This is a genomic window from Burkholderiaceae bacterium DAT-1 (genome assembly GCA_019084025.1).
Taxonomy (GTDB): Bacteria; Pseudomonadota; Gammaproteobacteria; order Burkholderiales; family Chitinimonadaceae; genus DAT-1.
Genome location: JAHRBI010000007.1, coordinates 330,359 through 349,245, shown reverse-complemented (window position 1 = coordinate 349,245; position 18,887 = coordinate 330,359). Strand labels below are relative to the sequence as shown.

At 54.8% G+C, this 18,887-nt stretch carries 14 protein-coding genes; 2 read left to right on the top strand and 12 right to left on the bottom strand.

Features of this window, described 5'->3' with window-relative positions; genetic code table 11:
- Positions 1-2 precede the first annotated feature (2 nt).
- Both KSF73_16480 and KSF73_16475 read left to right on the top strand, forming a co-directional pair.
- Positions 3-1,268, top strand: coding sequence for a L,D-transpeptidase family protein (locus KSF73_16480; protein MBV1777319.1), 1,266 nt, complete (start codon positions 3-5; stop codon positions 1,266-1,268).
- Between the two features lie 324 nt (positions 1,269-1,592).
- Complete coding sequence (locus KSF73_16475; GenBank protein MBV1777318.1) at positions 1,593-2,588, top strand: hypothetical protein; 996 nt, start codon at positions 1,593-1,595, stop codon at positions 2,586-2,588.
- A gap of 86 nt (positions 2,589-2,674) precedes the next feature.
- Here the strand turns inward: KSF73_16475 and KSF73_16470 are convergent, their stop codons facing one another.
- The 12 genes from KSF73_16470 to sdhD form a co-directional block, all read right to left on the bottom strand.
- Positions 2,675-3,142 carry a thioredoxin family protein gene (locus KSF73_16470; GenBank protein MBV1777317.1) on the bottom strand — a complete coding sequence of 156 codons (468 nt, stop codon included), beginning with the start codon at positions 3,140-3,142 and terminating at the stop codon, positions 2,675-2,677.
- Between the two features lie 96 nt (positions 3,143-3,238).
- Positions 3,239-6,355, bottom strand: a complete 3,117-nt coding sequence (locus KSF73_16465; GenBank protein ID MBV1777316.1) for a PAS domain-containing protein — start codon at positions 6,353-6,355, stop codon at positions 3,239-3,241.
- Between the two features lie 158 nt (positions 6,356-6,513).
- Positions 6,514-7,398 (bottom strand): succinate--CoA ligase subunit alpha, encoded by an 885-nt coding sequence (gene sucD, locus KSF73_16460; protein MBV1777315.1) that lies wholly within the window; start codon positions 7,396-7,398, stop codon positions 6,514-6,516.
- Positions 7,399-7,425: 27 nt separating this feature from the next.
- Complete coding sequence (gene sucC, locus KSF73_16455; protein ID MBV1777314.1) at positions 7,426-8,598, bottom strand: ADP-forming succinate--CoA ligase subunit beta; 1,173 nt, start codon at positions 8,596-8,598, stop codon at positions 7,426-7,428.
- A gap of 84 nt (positions 8,599-8,682) precedes the next feature.
- Positions 8,683-10,119 carry a dihydrolipoyl dehydrogenase gene (lpdA, locus tag KSF73_16450; GenBank protein ID MBV1777313.1) on the bottom strand — a complete coding sequence of 479 codons (1,437 nt, stop codon included), beginning with the start codon at positions 10,117-10,119 and terminating at the stop codon, positions 8,683-8,685.
- A gap of 83 nt (positions 10,120-10,202) precedes the next feature.
- Complete coding sequence (odhB, locus tag KSF73_16445; GenBank protein MBV1777312.1) at positions 10,203-11,402, bottom strand: 2-oxoglutarate dehydrogenase complex dihydrolipoyllysine-residue succinyltransferase; 1,200 nt, start codon at positions 11,400-11,402, stop codon at positions 10,203-10,205.
- Positions 11,403-11,509: 107 nt separating this feature from the next.
- Positions 11,510-14,326 (bottom strand): 2-oxoglutarate dehydrogenase E1 component, encoded by a 2,817-nt coding sequence (locus KSF73_16440; GenBank protein ID MBV1777311.1) that lies wholly within the window; start codon positions 14,324-14,326, stop codon positions 11,510-11,512.
- Between the two features lie 136 nt (positions 14,327-14,462).
- Positions 14,463-15,743 (bottom strand): citrate (Si)-synthase, encoded by a 1,281-nt coding sequence (gene gltA, locus KSF73_16435; GenBank protein ID MBV1777310.1) that lies wholly within the window; start codon positions 15,741-15,743, stop codon positions 14,463-14,465.
- A 63-nt stretch (positions 15,744-15,806) separates the two neighbouring features.
- Complete coding sequence (locus KSF73_16430) at positions 15,807-16,070, bottom strand: succinate dehydrogenase assembly factor 2 (protein MBV1777309.1); 264 nt, start codon at positions 16,068-16,070, stop codon at positions 15,807-15,809.
- 3 nt (positions 16,071-16,073) lie between these two features.
- Positions 16,074-16,775: a succinate dehydrogenase iron-sulfur subunit gene (locus KSF73_16425; GenBank protein MBV1777308.1), complete on the bottom strand. Its 702-nt coding sequence runs from the start codon at positions 16,773-16,775 to the stop codon at positions 16,074-16,076.
- Positions 16,776-16,798: 23 nt separating this feature from the next.
- Positions 16,799-18,568, bottom strand: coding sequence for a succinate dehydrogenase flavoprotein subunit (sdhA, locus tag KSF73_16420; protein MBV1777307.1), 1,770 nt, complete (start codon positions 18,566-18,568; stop codon positions 16,799-16,801).
- Entirely contained in the window at positions 18,568-18,864 is a 297-nt protein-coding gene (gene sdhD, locus KSF73_16415; protein ID MBV1777306.1) for a succinate dehydrogenase, hydrophobic membrane anchor protein, read from the bottom strand. The genes sdhA and sdhD overlap by 1 nt, the downstream gene beginning before the upstream one ends.
- Positions 18,865-18,887: the final 23 nt, after the last annotated feature.

The following is an 18,887-nucleotide window of genomic DNA, read 5'->3' as shown; positions in this document are numbered from 1 at the left end:
GTATGAAGATACGATCCTGGCTTAAGCCCGCTATCAGTTTATCGCTGATAGCGCTTCTTGCCCCTGCCTCGAGTAGTGGCGACAGTGCAGCTGTGCATGGCGTCACTGCGTCTCGCGACAATGTGCAGCAACTGATTTCTGCTGCGGGTAATCATCCAGAGCAACTGATGGTTGCTGCACTCACCGCAATTCGGGGCGGTCAACTCGAGAATGCCACACGTATTATCGACACCCTCATTGCGAGCAAGCCGAACTATCGTTTAGCGCATCTGGTTAAAGGCGATCTGCTCATGGCGCAGGTTCGGCCTATTACAGCAATGGGTAATGCCGATGGCCCGACCGACAAACTCAATGATTTACGGCTGGAGGCGATGCGTCGATTAGAACGCTATCAGGCACCTCCTCCCGTCAATGAAATCCCTGCCAATCTGCTTTATCTGGCAGAGAAACAAACATACGCAGTTGTAGTGGATGCAAGCCGTTCCCGCATATTTGTATATCGCAACGACGGCGGTACGCCCAAGTATATTACTGACTTCTATGTCACCATCGGCAAACTCGGGTTTGGCAAGTCACGTGAGGGCGATCAGCGTTCGCCTGTAGGAGTCTATTTCGTCACCGGAAAATTACCGCGTGAGCAGCTTGATAAAACCTACGGCGCCCAAGCCGATTTGTATGGCGTTGGCGCCTGGCCATTATCTTATCCCAATGACTGGGATAGACGGGAAGGCCGCACAGGCCACGGTATCTGGCTTCACGGATCACCTGCGGATACCTATAGCAGAGCGCCACAAGCTTCAAATGGATGCGTGGTGTTGACCAATCCGGATATGGGAACCCTCGCCACCTATCTCACGACAGGTACGCCGGTTGTCATTTCACCCAAGGTTGAATGGATCAGTAAGGAAGACTGGATGATGCGGCGCGATGCCGCTCGAGCCGAGTTGGAGAGCTGGCGTAAGGATTGGGAAAGCCTTGATACGACACGCTATCTGTCGCATTACGCCGAACAGTTTACCTCTGGCAGTTTGAACCTGGCTCAGTGGCGAACCCAGAAGGCTCAGGTCAATGCCAGTAAACGCTGGGTCAAAGTCCAGCTGGAAGAGGTCAGCCTGTTTGCCTACCCTACCCCAACTGGCGCTATGTTGATGGCGAATTTTGTTCAGAATTATCAAAGTGATAATCTCAGCAATCGCATGCAAAAAAGGCTCTACTGGAATCGTTCGGGCAGCAACTGGAAGATTATTCTGGAAGGCGCACCAACATAGTATGCCCCCTCCGGGCACCTGCACGCACCTACCGGTGCGTGCTTAGCTGATCAAACATGTTAGATGCTTACTCCGGCATCTAACATTTCCCTCGTCTTTCACACAAAAAGCTTATTCTTCAACTCAGAAGCATTGAATAGATTAATTCAACTGCTTTGTTCATCCATTCACCTTTATTTTCTTTCGCTATCGCTGATAGTGCACATTTGTGCATGAAAAAATAGTATATATTTAATTTGCAAATTTTGAGTCAATACAATAATCTCGAAAGATTAGTCAATGCGCGAAATTTAAATATTCTGCGGTACAAAAGTGCAGCAATACATGACCACTCAATCTACGATTGTCCGTTTTCAACTTATACTATTCTCATTCATCAGTTTACTTTGCATTCAGTGCAAGGCAGATTGCACGAGCAACGCGCCATGGGGCACTTATGTCAGCTCTGATAATGGCTTGATATCCTATTCTGGGAGTGCACAAAAAGGTGCAGTGATCGCAACACTTTTCTGGACTGTACCCTATTCATTCAACTGCACTAATCGAAGTACGATCCAGTTGAAATGGCTCAATGTCAGTGTTGCGGGGCGTAGTAATGGTTTAACATTTGCGTCCGATGGCAGCGTTCAAATCAATCCGGATTTATATCTGAAACTGGGTATCCCGCAATTTGGCTACTGGTATGGTGATGGCGCGGCAACTGGTATATACCAGACACCTGCAATCAATGCCCAATCACTCAATCAAGTACTCGAGATTATTTATACAGGTGCATCAGGCAGTACGCCTTCATTTAATGGGGCAATTACGGCAGACGCCCGTATTTCTGACACGCGCTGTAGTGTGTCAATCTCGCAAAACTGCCTCAATATCAATATGCGTTTGAATATTTCTGTGGGATTTCAATCGAGCAACGCATGCGCGGTGTCAGTACAAGGCTCCGGTGGCCCAACCGTACCCCTGCCAACAGTAAATACCGGCAATGTTGCTGGTACTTTTGTAAGGGTCTCAAACTTCTCGGCCAGTATCAATTGCAGTATTTCCACCAATGCGGTTATGTTGCTTTCCGGCCCCGCAGGAAGCAATGGAACGCGATTCGCTAACGGAAATGTCAGTAGCGCAGCCACCCCGGTATATCTGGCATTTAGCACGGCAAATGAAACCACGCCAAGCATACGCACCGATGAACCGTTTAAATTACCACTTTCCGGCGGCATCACCAATAAATGGCTGTTTAATGTCTACATCGGGTCGGATAGCCTTTCACCTACCGCCGGGACCGTGTTTGTTCCAGTCAACTGGACGGTGACCTATCAATGACACTGTAGAGTAATCGCATTAAATATCAAATCAAAAGCCGATCGAGTGTGATCGGCTTTTTTACATGAGACTCATCTAATTAGTGCTTAATTGACGGGATGTGCCTTCACTAACTTATCGAAGAAAGCAAACACATCAGCATCGCTCATTTTCCGTGCGTCGGCCAATTCACCTGCCTGAGTAGTGTACAGGACATCACTTCTGGGAGAGAGCAATGCGACTGTAGGAATGCCCTTATTGAGTGGTACGCCATACATCTTGGCGATGTCCTGATTTTTATCGTAACGACCCACATTGACCTTCACCACGCGAAACTGCTTGGCCACAGCACTGCTTTTTTCTGCCTTGAGCGTTTTGTCCAATGCGCGGCAATCGCCACACCAATTAGCACCAAATACCACGAGAACTGTTTGCTTGTCTTTGGCCGCTTGTTGCAGCGCCTTCTGGATATCGGCCTTAGCATCGGCGGCCTCGTCATAAGGCTGTGTCGCATCTTCTGCCGATGCAAACAGTGCAGCACAGGCCAGCAAGCTCAGAAAGGTACGGCGTAGCATGACAAACTCCAATATGAATGATCGTACCGATACTGCACCGACTCGCTGTCATTTTCAATAGACAGGTGTGGCGGCCGTACAGGTACTGTCAGCCCGTTAGAACTCTTCCCAGTCATCCTGATCATTCATGCTCCGCGGCAACACAGGGCCGGAATTTGATGGGCTAGTCACACGCTTTGGCGATGCACTGCGAATCTCCGGTATGGCATGCACTAATTTCGGATCCACCACTTTAGTCTGCGGCAATCTAAATGCCGCCACCGATTGCGACAGTGTAACAGCCTGATCCGCCATGCTTTGCGCAGCGGCCGCAGCCTCTTCAACCAAGGCGGCATTTTGCTGTGTCATATCGTCCATTTGCATCACGGCCTGATTGACCTGCTCAATGCCGGTGCTTTGCTCCGCAGATGCTGCAGAAATCTCACTGACGATATCCGTTACACCTTTCACTGCGTTGACGACCTGCTGCATCTGCTTACCTGCGTCGTCAACCAACTTGGCTCCCACCTCGACCTTGCCAACAGAATCACTGATGAGCGACTTGATTTCCTTTGCGGCGGCAGCAGACCGTTGTGCAAGGTTGCGCACCTCACTGGCCACAACGGCAAATCCCCGGCCTTGCTCCCCTGCTCGGGCTGCTTCAACGGCAGCATTGAGCGCCAGAATATTTGTCTGGAAGGCGATCCCATCAATCACAGAAATAATGTCGACAATCTTTCGTGCCGATTCATTAATATCTTGCATGGTTTCTACCACTTTACCGACCACCTGACCGCCTGCTTCGGCAATATCTCTCGCGCCACGTGCAAGCTTGTTTGCTTCCTTGGCGTTATCTGCATTTTGCTTAACGGTGCCAGTAAACTCTTCCATACTGGAAGCTGTTTCCTCGATGTTCGCCGCCTGACTTTCGGTGCGACGACTCAGGTTCTGATTGCCATCTGCAATTTCATGTGCCACGACGCTAATCGTATCGGATGCTGTTTTGATCTGGTCAATAATCGCCGCCAGGCGTTCCGCTGTAGCGTTGCTGTCATCGCGCAATCTGGCAAAGTCACCATGATATTCGCCTTCCATGCGCACAGTGAGATCGCCCTCTGACAACGCGCTAAGAATGGAAATGACATCCGCCAATCCACGTTCACACACGCCCATTAGATTATTGAGCGACTCGGCAAGTGATCTAAAGAATCCATCCTTATCAGTCGTAGAGAGGCGCATGCCAAAATTACCCATATTGGCAGCATGAATTAGCGACTCGACCTCGTTTTCGATTGCAACTTCTCGTGTAACCTCATTCCACTCGACAACTGTTCCCAGCCGAATGCCATCTTCACCATGAATCGGATTAGCCACAAGCCTGAAATGATGTCCCGCTAAATGCATCTTTGTTTCGTGCTTTGATGTCAAGTTGCCAATCATATTGGCTTGTTTTGAGGGGTTGGCGTGATAGCGATCAAAACTCGAGCCGATGATGTCATCTACGGCAAAGGTTGGCATTACATTGCGAATATTGGACTCCGCGTCTTTCAATGTTTTCCGCATTGCGCCATTCATGTAAATGATGCAATTTTCAGTATCTGCAATCATCACATTGACACTGGCGTTATCGAGCGCTGTCAAAACACGTGCCTGAGCAGCGGCACGTTCGCGCTCACGTTCGATTTCCAGCAGGCTTTCCGTTTCGTCAACCCATTCAACCGATACGCCCAGCGACTCTCCATTGGCATTGATAACGCGATTCAGCGCAATCTGGAAGCGTCTACTGCCAAGTTGAAGTTGGGAACGCAATGTTCCAGCCATATTGGAAATTGCAGATAGCATGGCGGAGCGATCGTGATGGAACTCTTCGACTTGCTTGCCCAAAATGGCGTCAGCGCGGAATTGCGGCAACGCGGTACGAATGTCTGCTTCGTGGACTGCAAACATATCAGTAACAGCTTGATTGTGATACACCACTCTGCGATCAAGATCGGTAATCATAATGGCTGCGCTTGAGCAATCCAGCGCGGTGCGGATACGGGCATTTTCCAGTGCTTCCGCCCGCTCTCTCGAGAGGGATTCGGCCAGCTTGATGCGCATATCATCCAGTGCCTGCAGCAGCTTGCTGATTTCATTACGCCCTTCCTGCCTGATTCTGGCATCGTCCAGATTACCAGAGGCAATGCGGGATGCCGCACTGACTGCAGATCTGATGGGTTTACTGATGGACACGCCAATAAAATAGGATACCGCCAACATGAGGGCAAACATGATGCCTATCATCAACGAAATTTTGGTGGCACTCTTGGTATTGTCATCCAGTCGTTGTTGAAACTCACCATCCAGCAATTCTTGAATTTCACTGGTTGCCTTGGCTGCAAGCTGGACGGTTTCATTGATCGATGTGTTATATGACTTTACATCTTCGCTAGAGACCTTTCCCTGCTTAAGTGCTGCATATTTCCCGGAAATATGCTCAATTGATTTAGCCAGAGATTCTTTAAGTTTCTGTAGTTGCCCGGCCATTTCTTCGTCATTCGACGCAGATTGTGCCCGGGCTGCCAAATCGATCATGTCCGACATCTGCCGCATCGAAGAATCTAGCTGTAGAAAATAGGCATCTACTGCGTTCAAATACAGGGCAGACTCGTTGATTTTGGCGTACAAATCCCCCCCGAATGCATCACGTGCGCGTGACAGCGATTCCATCAGTAAGGGCATTTGAACATACGCGGCATTGTACAGATAGTAGCTAGTTGCCTCTGGATCAAGTGACATGCCAGTTTTATTTGCCAGCGCACTTTGGAAGCCGAGTACTTCATCTACTACGCGTGTATTGGCGAGGAAGCCTTCAAATCCTGATTTCGCTGCAACACCGGTGCGTTGCGCCTTGAGAATGTCGTCGAGCGACGCCTTTAAATCCTTGTCCTCCCCGATAACGGGATCGCTTCGGATCTTGGAAGCGGCCTCGTCCACCTGCGTTGTAATTTGTTTCAATACTGAATCGGATGGATTAGAGCCGCTCAATTCACGCCGCTGATTTTCCACCAGCGCCATTAACTTTGCACTTTGAGCCATGACACCCATGCCAGCACGCTCATTCAAAGTAATCTGTCGCTCTTCCTTCAGCTTCTCCCACACAAGTATGGAAGGCACACTAAAGAGCCCGATGGCAATCAACACCATGGCACCCAGCTTTTGCGACAGCATCACATTGTTCAGCCAAGACTTCATCACGCCCGCCTTTCAGTCATGTCGAGTACGCTGAGACCTCGAATCCTCCTTTAGTTGTAAGCAATACCAACCCCATTGCCAAGGTTTCCTGCTACACGGTGCAATGAAAAAAACGCCACCCGGAGGTGGCGTTTTGGTGATCAGCGCAATCAGGCTGATTAGATCATGCCCTTGCTCTTCAGCAGGTCGAACATGGTCTTGCCGATTTCTGCCGGGCTGCGGGTGTAAGCAATGCCAGCCTTTTCGAAGGCAGCAAACTTCTCTTCTGCAGTACCCTTACCGCCGGCGATAATCGCACCGGCGTGACCCATACGCTTGCCCTTCGGAGCGGTCACACCCGCGATGTAACCGACAACCGGCTTGGTCACGTAGGACTTGGCGAATTCGGCTGCTTCTTCTTCAGCGGAACCACCGATTTCACCGATCATGATGATCGCGTCAGTATCCGGATCGTCCTGGAACAGCTTCAGTGCGTCGATATGGCTGGTACCCGGAATCGGGTCGCCACCAATACCGATACAGGTCGATTGACCCAGACCCAGTGCGGTGGTTTGTGCCACAGCTTCGTATGTCAGGGTACCGGAACGGGACACGATACCGATGCGGCCCGGATTGTGGATGTGCCACGGCATGATACCGATCTTGCACTCACCCGGTGTGATCACGCCCGGGCAGTTCGGGCCGATCAGGCGGATGCCTGCTTCGTCCACGGCCTTCTTCACGTACAGCATGTCGATGGTCGGCACACCTTCGGTGATACATACCACCAGCTTCACGCCTGCGTCGATGGCTTCCAGAATGGAATCCTTGGCAAACGGTGCCGGCACGTAGATCACGGATGCATCGGCTTGAGTCGAGGCAACCGCGTCACGCATGGTGTTGAACACTGGCAGACCCAGATGCTCGGAACCACCCTTGCCCGGTGTCACGCCACCGACCACCTTGGTACCGACCTTCAGCGCCTGCTCGGCGTGGAAGGTACCGTTCTTGCCGGTGAAACCTTGCACCAGCACCTTTGTATTTTTGTTAACCAAAACGCTCATGGTTTTTCCTTTACAGTGCGTGGTTGATTAGGCAATGGCCTTGACTGCAGCAACGATCTTCTCGGCTGCGTCGTTCAGGCCTTGAGCCGAGGTCAGCTTCAGACCGGACTCGTCCAGGATCTTGGCACCCAGTTCGGCGTTATTGCCTTCCAGACGCACCACTACCGGCACGGTGACTTGCACTTCCTTCACGGCAGCGATAATGGCTTCAGCGATCATGTCGCAACGGACGATACCGCCGAAGATATTGATCAGCACGCCTTGCACGGATTCGTCAGCCAGAATCAGCTTGAACGCTTCGATCACGCGTTCCTTGGTTGCGCCGCCGCCCACATCCAGGAAGTTAGCCGGCTGGCCACCCTTCAGCTTGATGATGTCCATGGTGGCCATCGCCAGACCGGCACCGTTCACCATACAACCGATGTTGCCTTCGAGCGCAACATAGTTCAGGTCGAATTCGGAGGCCTTCAGTTCGCGCTCGTTTTCCTGCGACTTGTCGCGCAGTGCAACCAGTGCCGGCAGACGGAATGCTGCGTTGCTGTCGATGCCGATCTTGGCATCCACACAGCACAGGCTGCCGTCACCACGGATGGCCAGCGGGTTGATTTCGAACAGGGCGAAATCGTTTTCAACGAATGCCTTGTACGCACCCATCATCAGACCGGTGAATTGCTTGATCTGCTTGTCGTCCAGACCCAGCTGGAAGCCAACTTCACGAGCCTGGAACGGTTGCAGACCCACCAGCGGATCGACCACAGTCTTGATGATCTTTTCCGGTGTGTTGTGTGCTACTTCTTCAATTTCCACGCCGCCTTCAGTGGAGGACATGAAGACGATGCGCTGGGTGGAACGGTCCACCACGGCACCGAAGTACAGTTCGCGCTGAACCGGGTACATGTCTTCACAGACCAGTACGGAGCCGCATGGCTGGCCCTTGGCGTCTGTCTGATAGGTCACCAGACGGGTGCCCAGCAGGCTCTTTGCCACATCGGCTGCTTCGTCAGCGCTCTTGACGACCTTCACGCCGCCAGCCTTGCCGCGACCACCTGCGTGGACCTGTGCCTTCACAACAGCGAACTTGCCGTCCAGTGCGCGGTAAGCATTGGCTGCTTCTTCCGGAGTGGTGGCCAAAACGCCCTTTTGCACCGGCAGACCATACTTGGACAGCAGGTCCTTGGCTTGATATTCGTGGAGGTTCATTGTTACGTTTCCTCTGTTTGATCAATGAGTGAAACGTGAAACGTGGAAAGTTTTCACCTTTCACGTTTCACTTGGGTACGGGTATTAGCTATGCAGCGTCCGGCCATCACAACCCAGTGCAGCCTCATGCAGGGCTTCGCTGAGCGATGGATGAGCATGGACGATGCGCGCCAGGTCTTCGCTGCTGGCGGAGAATTCCATCGCCACCACGGCTTCGGAGATCAGTTCGCTAGCGAACGGACCTACGATGTGCACGCCGAGGATGCGGTCGGTCTTCTTGCAAGCCAGCATCTTGACGAAGCCCTTGGCTTCACCCAGTGCGAGCGCACGGCCATTGGCGGAGAACAGGAATTGACCCTTCTTGTACTCGACGCCTTCAGCCTTGAGCTGTTGCTCGGTTTTGCCGACCCAGGCGATTTCCGGATTGGTGTAGATCACCCACGGAATCACGCCGAAGTCGATATGCGGATGCTGACCGGCGATGCGTTCGGCCACGGCAACGGCCTCTTCGCTGGCCTTGTGTGCCAGCATCGGGCCGCGTACCACGTCGCCAATCGCCCAGACATTCGGCAGATTGGTCTGACAGTCGTCATTCACTTCGATCTGACCGCGCTCGTTCAGCTTCAGCCCCACCGATTCAGGGTTCAGACCCTTGGTGTTCGGTACGCGACCAATCGACACGATCAGCTTATCGAATACAGCCTTGTGCTCGGCACCGGTGGCGTCAACGTAATTGACGGTCACATCCTGCTTGCCCGACTTGATCTCACCGATTTTCACGCCGGTATTGATGATCAGGCCAGTTTCCTTGGTCAGGAACTTCAGGGCTTCGCGTGCAACCTGTTCGTCAGCGGCACCCAGGAAAGTCGGCATGGCTTCGAGCACGGTCACTTCCGCGCCCAGACGCTTCCACACGGAACCCATTTCCAGACCGATCACGCCCGCGCCGATCACGCCCAGCTTTTTCGGCACTTCAGGAATGGCCAGTGCGCCTTCGTTGTCCAGCACCAGTTGGTTGTCGATGGTCACGCCCGGCAGCTGGCGAACGCTGGAACCGGTTGCCACGATCACGTGGGTCGCTTCCAGATCTTCTACCTTGCCATCCGCCAGTTTCGCTTCGATGACATATTTGTCGCCAGCCTTGGCCTTGAATGCGCCCACGCCATGGAAGGAGGTCACCTTGTTCTTGCGGAACAGGAAGGCAATACCGCCAGTGTTCTTAGCAATGATATCGTCTTTGCGGGCCAACATCTTGCTGACATCCATGCTCACCTTGCCAGTGCTGATGCCATGATCGGCAAAGCTGTGCTCGGCGTTATGGAAGTTTTCGGACGACTGCAGCAGCGCCTTGGACGGGATACAACCCACGTTCAGGCAGGTACCGCCCAGGCTGGGCTTGCCATCCTTGCTTGTGGTTGCGTCGATACAGGCGGTCTTGAAACCGAGTTGTGCGGCGCGGATCGCGGCGACGTAGCCACCTGGACCACCACCAATCACGATGACGTCGAATTGTTGGGACATGATTACACCCATTTATGGAGTAACGGATTGAGTCCGTCACCAGAAAACCGGAGGGGATGCGTCATGCATCCCCAAGACATGAATTACAGGTCCAGCAGAATACGCGCTGGATCTTCGATCGCTTCCTTGATGGCCACCAGGCTCAGCACGGCTTCGCGGCCGTCAATGATGCGGTGATCGTAGGATTGCGCCAGATACATCATCGGGCGAACGACAACCTGACCGCCTTCGACCACTGCGCGTTCCTTGGTGGCATGCATACCCAGAATCGCGGATTGCGGCGGATTCACGATCGGGGTCGACATCATGGAGCCGAAGGTGCCACCGTTGGAGATGGTGTAAGTACCACCGGTCAGCTCTTCAATGCCCAGCTTGCCTTCCTGCGCGCGCTTGCCAAAGTCGGCAATCTGCTTCTCGATGTCGGCCAGGCTCAGTTGGTCCGCATTGCGGATCACCGGCACCACCAGACCGCGTGGGCTACCCACTGCCACGCCGATGTCGTAGTAGCCGTGGTAAACGATATCAGTACCGTCAACCGAGGCGTTCACGATCGGGAACTTCTTCAGTGCGTGGACCACAGCCTTCACGAAGAAGCCCATGAAGCCCAGCTTCACGCCGTGATCCTTCTCGAACTTGTCCTTGTAGCGGTTGCGCAGATCCATGACCGGCTTCATGTTGACTTCGTTGAATGTCGTCAGCAGCGCAGCGGTGGATTGCGATTCAACCAGACGCTCAGCCACGCGCTGGCGCAGGCGGGACATCGGTACGCGTTGTTCCGGACGATCGCCAGCGGCAATCACCACGGCAGGCGCTGCAGGAGCCGGTGCGGCTGCTGGCTTTTGCGCAGCAGCAATCACGTCTTCCTTCAGTACACGGCCATTACGGCCAGAGCCGGCGATGGTGGCGGTATCCACGCCCAGATCTGCAGCGGCCTTCTTGGCGGCTGGCATGGCGGCGGCACCAGCAGCAGGTGCCGCGGCCGGAGCCGGTGCGGCGGCTGGTGCGGCGGCTGGTGCGGCGGCTGGTGCGGAAGCGCTGGCAGCAGCTGCGGTATCGATCTTGGCAATCAGTTGGCCGCTGGTGACGGTTGCGCCATCAGCCATCAGGATTTCAACAATCACACCGGCTTGCGGGGCTGGCAGTTCCAGCACGACCTTGTCTGTTTCCAGATCAATCAGGTTTTCGTCGCGGGCAACAGCTTCGCCCACCTTCTTTTTCCATGCCACCAGCGTTGCTTCAGATACAGACTCTGGGAGCTGCGGGACTTTGACTTCGATCAGCATATTGATTCGGCTCCGTTGTTCGGCCTTATTGGCTTGCTTGCCTTGGGTATCACAAGAGCGCCAATGGCCGGTACGCATGTACCGGCCCTGACACCTCTGCCTAAAACTTACTTGCTCAGCGTCATGGCTTCATCCACAAACGCCTTCAGCTGTGCTACGTGCTTGCTCATGTAGCCAACCGCTGGCGAGGCCGAGGACGGACGACCTGCGTAGAGCAGTGTCTGCTTCGGACCCATACTGTTTTCCAGACGATGACGGATCTGGTTCCATGCACCTTGGTTGCGCGGCTCTTCCTGAACCCACATGACTTCCTTGGCGCCGGTGTACTTACCGAGTTCAGCCTTGAATTCATCAGCAGGGAACGGATACAGCTGTTCAATCCGGACGATGGCGATATCGTCGATCTTGCGTTCGCGACGTGCATTGAGCAAGTCATAGAACACCTGACCGGAACAGGCCACCACGCGCTTCACATTCTTCGGATTCGGTTGATCCGGATCACCAATCACCGGGCGGAACTGACCTTCGGTGTAATGTGACAGCGGGCTCATCGAGTCCTTATAGCGCAGCAGGCGCTTGGACATGAAGATCACCAGCGGCTTGCGATACGGACGCAGCTGCTGACGGCGCAGCACGTGGAACATCTGGCTGGCTTCCGACGGCATCACGATTTGCACGTTATGCTCGGCACACAGTTGCAGGTAACGTTCCAGACGTGCGGATGAGTGCTCCGGACCCTGACCATCGTAGCCATGCGGCAGAATCATGGTCAGACCACAGTAGCGGCCCCACTTGGTTTCACCGGAGGTAATGAACTGGTCGATCACGACCTGCGCGCCATTGGCGAAGTCACCGAACTGGGCTTCCCAGATAACGAGTTCGTCTGGTGAGGAACATGCGTAGCCGTATTCGAAGGCCAGCACGGCTTCTTCATTCAGAATCGAGTCGATGACCAGGAAGTTACCCTGATTGTCGCTCAGATTGCGCAGCGGCACGTAGGAACCGGCATCCCAACGCTCACGATTTTGATCGTGCAGCACAGAGTGGCGATGGCTGAATGTACCGCGACCCGAATCTTCCCCGGAAATACGGACAGCATAGCCCTTTTCCAGCAGCGAGCTGTAAGCCAGGATTTCGGACATACCCCAGTCGATCGGCTGGGTGCCCTTGCCCATTTCAACGCGTGCCTTCATGACCTTTTCGACGGTCGGGTGCAGCTTGAAGCCTTCCGGATGACGCACGGACTTTTCAGCCAGCAGCGCGATCTCGGCAGCAGACAGGCTGGTATCCACCGGATGTGCCCAGTGCGTACCCTTGTACTGCGAGAAATCGATGGCGTAGCTACGCTTGAAATCGGTCAGCGTGGTTTGCTCGACATGTTCACCCTTATCCAGCGCGGCACGGTAGGCAGCAATCTGAGCGTCGGCATCTTCTGCCTTCAGTACGCCCTCAGCCACCAGGCGGTCAGCGTACAGCTTGCGGGTGCCCGGATGCTTGGCGATCTTCTTGTACATCATCGGCTGCGTCAGCATCGGGTCGTCACCTTCGTTGTGACCCAGCTTACGGAAGCAGACGAGATCGATCACCACATCCTTCTTGAATTCCATGCGGAAGTCCAATGCAGCCTGGATCACCAGACACACGGCTTCGGGATCATCGCCGTTTACGTGGAAAATCGGCGCATCGACCATCTTGGCGATGTCGGTGCAATACAGTGTCGAACGGGTATCGCGGGTATCAGAGGTGGTGAAACCGATCTGATTGTTGATCACGATGTGAACCGTACCGCCCACACCGTAGCCACGGGTATTCGACAGATTGAACGTACCCTGGTTGGTACCCAGGCCGATAAAGGCCGAGTCACCGTGCAACAGCACCGGCAGCACTTGTGCACCGGTACGATCGCCACGACGTTGCTGACGTGCGCGGGCCGAACCCACGACTACAGGATTCACGATTTCCAAGTGCGACGGGTTGAACGCCAGCGACACATGGATCGGCCCGCCTGCGGTCGGGATGTCGGTGCTGAAGCCCATGTGGTACTTCACGTCACCAGACGGCAGATCGTAGCTGTACTTGCCTTCGAATTCGGAGAACAGATCAGCCGGACGCTTGCCCAGTGTGTTGACCAGCACATTCAGACGGCCACGGTGGGCCATACCGATCACCATTTCCTGCACGCCCTGCTCGCCCGATGCCTGAACCAGATGGTCCATAGCCGCGATCAAGCTTTCGCCGCCTTCCAGCGAGAAGCGCTTCTGGCCGACGTACTTGGTATGCAGATAGCGTTCAAGCGTCTCGGCTGCAGTAATCTGCTTCAGAATGCGCTTTTTGCGATCGGCATTGAAACTAGGTGTAGAGCGAATTTCTTCAAAACGCTTCTGAACCCAGTTCTTCTGAACCGAATCAGCAATATGCATGTATTCCAGACCAATATTGCCGCTGTAGGTCTGCTTGAGACGGGCAATGATATTGGCCAGCGTATCGCGCTCGGGGCCACCGCCCAGTGAGCCGCAATCGAATGTCACCGCCATATCGGAAGCGGACAGGCCATGATAGGCCGGGTCCAGTTCCTGGATCGGTGCAACATCCATACGCTTTAAAGGATCCAGATTCGCGGAACGCGAACCCAGCACGCGATAGGAGGTGATCAGCTTGAGCACTGCCACCTGTTTTTTCATCAGTTCGGCATCGACACCGCCCGAGGCACGACGTGGCTGCTTGGCCATCTGTGCGAACGAGGCTTCGATACCGGCACGGGGAATGTCACGTTCGACATTGCCCGGCTGCAGTTGCAGCTTGTCGAAATAGTCCCGCCATTCTGCTGATACCGATTGCGGATCAGCGAGATAGCTTTCATACAACTCTTCGATAAACGGTGCGTTACCACCGAAGAGGTAGGATTGGTTTCTGAACGCTTGCATCATTGAGCGAACCTTCTTTCCTTCATCGTCCTGTGTGCGAGACGATTTCGGCATACTGCCAACTGGGTCACGGACGGTTATTCGTGAGATCAGGCGGTGCGCCGTCCGACGCACTCGCCTGCCTTATTGCAACTGCTTAGCCGCGCTTTTCGACGTCGACGTAATCACGACGCTCGGCGCCGGTGTACAGCTGACGCGGACGACCGATCTTCATGCCCGGATCGGAAATCATTTCCGCCCAGTGCGAGATCCAGCCCACGGTACGGGCCAGCGCGAAGATCGGGGTGAACATCGACACCGGGATACCAATGGCAGACAGCACGATACCGGAGTAGAAGTCCACGTTCGGGTACAGCTTGCGCTCGATGAAGTACGGGTCTTCCAGCGCAATCTTTTCCAGTGCCATGGCCAGCTTGAACTTCGGATCATTGTGCAGGCCGAGCTCATTCAGCACCTGATCACAGGTTTCCTTCATGATCGCAGCGCGCGGGTCCATGTTCTTGTAGACGCGGTGACCAAAACCCATCAGCTTGTGAGTCTTGTTCTTCACGCCTTCCATAAAGGCCGGCACGTTTTCGACGGAACCGATTTCATCCAGCATCTTCAGCACGGCTTCGTTGGCGCCGCCGTGGGATGGGCCCCACAGACAGGCGATACCGGCGGCGATACAAGCAAACGGATTTGCACCCGAAGAACCCGACAGACGGACGGTCGAGGTCGATGCATTCTGTTCGTGATCAGCGTGCAGGGTGAAGATGCGGTCCAGCGCTTGTGCCAGAACCGGGTTCACCTTGTACTCGGATACAGGTGTCGAGAACATCATGTGCAGGAAATTCTCGGAATACGACAGGCCAGCCTTCGGATAGCTGAACGGCAGACCCTTGCTGTAGCGGTAGGCTTGGGCAGCAATGGTCGGTACCTTGGCGATCAGACGGAAAGCGGACACTTCACGATGACGCGGATCATTGATATCCAGCGAATCGTGGTAGAAGGCCGACAGCGCACCCACCACACCCACCATCACGGCCATCGGGTGAGCATCGCGACGGAAACCCTTGAAGAACGACAGGATCTGATCGTGCAGCATGGTGTGGCGCAGCACCATGTAGTCGAAATCCTTCTTCTGCTGTGCGGTCGGCAGTTCGCCGTTCAGCAGCAGGTAACAGACTTCGAGGTAATCAGCCTTCTCGGCCAGTTGTTCGATCGGGTAACCACGGTAGTACAGCTGGCCCAGGTCACCATCAATGAAGGTGATCTTCGATTCGCACGAAGCGGTAGCCAGGAAGCCCGGGTCATAAGTAAACATCCCGGTCTTGCCGAAAGTACGGATATCCACCACATCCGGGCCGAGGGTACCCTTCAGCACCGGCATGTCGATGGATTGACCGTCGTTCAGGTTAAGCGATACTTTGGACATGAGAGCGCTCCGTCGTCGTTGCGTTCGGCCCCGCGCCATCGCGAGGCCGTATCGTTTACCGCATTATTGTTGATTATCCGGCGCTTGCCAGTGGCGCAGGCGTTCTACCAGCGGCGAAAACCGCTGATCGGTCGGTTGCGACTTGCCATCCACCCATTCGAGTAACTCGATATCAGGTGTATTGAGCAAATCGTCATATACAACCAGCTCGGCTTCGGTCATGCGATCAAAGTCATGCTCGAGGTATCGTGCAAAAACCAGATCCAGTTCCAGAAGCCCACGGCGCGAACGCCAGCGCATCCGGCTTTTATCGCCGTCGGTATACATCTGTTACACCACCCGCTTCAGCATCAGATCCTTGATCTTGCCGATGGCCTTGGTCGGGTTGAGATGCTTCGGACATACGTCCACACAATTCATGATGGTGTGGCAGCGGAACAGACGATACGGGTCTTCGAGGTTATCGAGACGTTCGTTGGTCGCTGTGTCGCGGGTGTCCGCGATAAAACGGTAAGCGGCGAGCAGGCCGGCCGGACCCACAAACTTGTCCGGGTTCCACCAGAACGACGGGCAGGATGTGGAGCAGCAGGCGCACAGAATACATTCGTACAGACCATCCAGCTCCTCGCGCTCTTTCGGACTTTGCAGACGCTCATGCGAGGGCGGCGGCGTGTCATTGATCACGTAAGGCTTGATCGAGTTGTACTGCTTGAAGAACTGGGTCATGTCCACGATCAGATCGCGGATCACCGGCATACCCGGCAGCGGGCGGATTTCCACCGGCTGGCTCAGGCTGACGATGTCGGTCACGCAGGCCAGACCGTTCTTGCCGTTAATGTTCATGGCATCCGAGCCACACACACCTTCGCGACATGAGCGGCGGAAGGACAGCGAGTCGTCCACAACCTTCAGGCGAACCAGCACGTCGAGCAGCTTCTTGTCGCTCGGTTCCAGTTCGACTTCGTAATCCTTCATGTACGGCTTGGCGTCGACATCCGGATTGTAGCGATAAATCTTCAGTTTCATTTTCATGATAGGGCTGTCTCCGGGCGCGCTTAGAACGTACGTTCCTTGGGCGGAATGTAATCCACGGTCAGGGGCTTGGTGTGGACCGGCTTGTAGGTCAGGCGACGCTCGTTGCAGTAGAACAGCGAGTGCTTCATCCAGTTGTCGTCGTCACGCTTTTCGAAATCGTCGTGCGAATGGGCGCCACGCGATTCCTTACGGGCATCGGCAGCAACCATCGTTGCAACGGCAGCTTCGATCAGGTTGTCCAGTTCCAGCGCTTCGACACGGGCGGTGTTCCAGACCTTGGACTTGTCCTTGATCTGGGTACGCTTGGCGCGCTCGGCCACTTCGGCGATTTCCTTCACGCCCAGCGCCATGTTTTCGCTGTTACGGAACACGCCTGCACGCTTCTGGATAGTCGATTGCATATCGGTGCGGACGTCGTTGACTTCTTCGCCATTGGTCTGGGTTTCCAGACGGTTGATACGGGCGAGACTGAAGTCAGCGGCATTCGCCGGCAGCGGCTTGTGAGTTGGGCGCTCGCGACGGATAAAGTCGATCATACTGTCGCCAGCCGACTTGCCGAACACCACCAGATCCAGCAGCGAATTGGTGCCCAGACGGTTTGCGCCGTGCACGGATGCACAGGCACACTCGCCAGCAGCGTAGAAGCCGTTCACGCGCACTTCCGGATTGTCGCCCTGCGGCACAATCACTTCGCCCAGATAGTTCGTGGGGATACCACCCATCTGGTAGTGCGTGGTCGGGATGACCGGAATCGGCTCTTTGATCGGATCCACGCCGGCAAACTTGATGGCAATTTCACGGATCGACGGCAGACGATGGTTGATCACATCCGGGCCCAGGTGGTCCAGCTTCAGCAGCACGTGATCCTTGTTCTTACCGGCGCCACGACCTTCCAGCACTTCCAGCGCCATACAGCGGGACACGAAGTCACGCGGGGCCAGATCCTTCAGGGTCGGGGCATAGCGTTCCATGAAACGCTCGCCATTGCCATTCAGCAGGATACCACCCTCGCCGCGCACACCCTCGGTGATCAGCACGCCTGCACCGGCCACGCCGGTCGGGTGGAATTGCCAGAATTCCATATCTTCTAGCGGGATGCCGGCACGGGCACACATACCCAGGCCGTCGCCGGTGTTAATGAAGGCATTGGTAGATGCAGCATAGATACGGCCAGCACCACCGGTAGCAAACAGCACAGCCTTGGCGTGCAGGACGTACACTTCGCCGGTTTCCATCTCCAGCGCAGTCACACCCACCACATCGCCGTCTGCATCACGAATCAGATCCAGCGCCATCCATTCAACGAAGAACTGGGTGTTTGCACGAACGTTACGCTGATACAGCGTGTGCAGCAGTGCATGGCCAGTACGGTCAGCAGCAGCGCAAGCACGTTGCACCGGCTTTTCACCGAAATTGGCTGTGTGACCACCAAACGGACGCTGATAGATGCGGCCGGAATCAACACGGTCAAACGGCATGCCGAAGTGTTCCAGTTCGATCACAGCTTCAGGTGCGTTCTTGCACATGAATTCGATCGCATCCTGATCACCCAGCCAGTCCGAACCCTTGACGGTGTCGAACATGTGCCATTCCCACTTGTCTTCCTGCACATTGCCCAGCGCAGCAGAAATACCACCCTGCGCGGCAACGGTATGGGAACGTGTCGGGAACACCTTGGACAGCACGGCAGTCTTCAGGCCGGCTTCGGACAGTTGCAGTGCAGCGCGCAGACCGGCACCACCAGCACCGACGATCACTGCATCAAATTGACGTTTTGCGACAGTCGCCATCAGACACCCCACAACACTTTAACGGCATAAACAAAGCTACCCACCAGCCACAGGATGGTCAGCACATGCATGGTCAGACGCAGGCCTGCGGCCTTGAGGTAGTCCATCCAGATATCGCGAACACCCACCCAGGCGTGCAGCAACAATGCCAGCACAGAAACAGTGGAGAAAACCTTCACCCAGCTACAGGCAAACAGGGCTTTCCAGCCTTCGAAGCTGGCTCCGTGTGCGGCCAGCAGAAAAGCAATCAGGCCCACTACATAAACGAGCATCACCGCCGCGGTGACACGTTGCATGATCCAGTCGCGCAGACCGTAAT

Bases quoted from the DNA above. Each gene is read 5' to 3' on its own strand.
- KSF73_16480 (MBV1777319.1), top strand. From the start codon at position 3: ATGAAGATACGATCCTGGCTTAAGCCCGCTATCAGTTTATCGCTGATA.
- KSF73_16475 (MBV1777318.1), top strand. From the start codon at position 1,593: ATGACCACTCAATCTACGATTGTCCGTTTTCAACTTATACTATTCTCA.
- KSF73_16470 (MBV1777317.1), bottom strand. From the start codon at position 3,142: ATGCTACGCCGTACCTTTCTGAGCTTGCTGGCCTGTGCTGCACTGTTT.
- KSF73_16465 (MBV1777316.1), bottom strand. From the start codon at position 6,355: ATGAAGTCTTGGCTGAACAATGTGATGCTGTCGCAAAAGCTGGGTGCC.
- sucD (MBV1777315.1), bottom strand. From the start codon at position 7,398: ATGAGCGTTTTGGTTAACAAAAATACAAAGGTGCTGGTGCAAGGTTTC.
- sucC (MBV1777314.1), bottom strand. From the start codon at position 8,598: ATGAACCTCCACGAATATCAAGCCAAGGACCTGCTGTCCAAGTATGGT.
- lpdA (MBV1777313.1), bottom strand. From the start codon at position 10,119: ATGTCCCAACAATTCGACGTCATCGTGATTGGTGGTGGTCCAGGTGGC.
- odhB (MBV1777312.1), bottom strand. From the start codon at position 11,402: ATGCTGATCGAAGTCAAAGTCCCGCAGCTCCCAGAGTCTGTATCTGAA.
- KSF73_16440 (MBV1777311.1), bottom strand. From the start codon at position 14,326: ATGCAAGCGTTCAGAAACCAATCCTACCTCTTCGGTGGTAACGCACCG.
- gltA (MBV1777310.1), bottom strand. From the start codon at position 15,743: ATGTCCAAAGTATCGCTTAACCTGAACGACGGTCAATCCATCGACATG.
- KSF73_16430 (MBV1777309.1), bottom strand. From the start codon at position 16,070: ATGTATACCGACGGCGATAAAAGCCGGATGCGCTGGCGTTCGCGCCGT.
- KSF73_16425 (MBV1777308.1), bottom strand. From the start codon at position 16,775: ATGAAAATGAAACTGAAGATTTATCGCTACAATCCGGATGTCGACGCC.
- sdhA (MBV1777307.1), bottom strand. From the start codon at position 18,568: ATGGCGACTGTCGCAAAACGTCAATTTGATGCAGTGATCGTCGGTGCT.
- sdhD (MBV1777306.1), bottom strand. From the start codon at position 18,864: ATGCAACGTGTCACCGCGGCGGTGATGCTCGTTTATGTAGTGGGCCTG.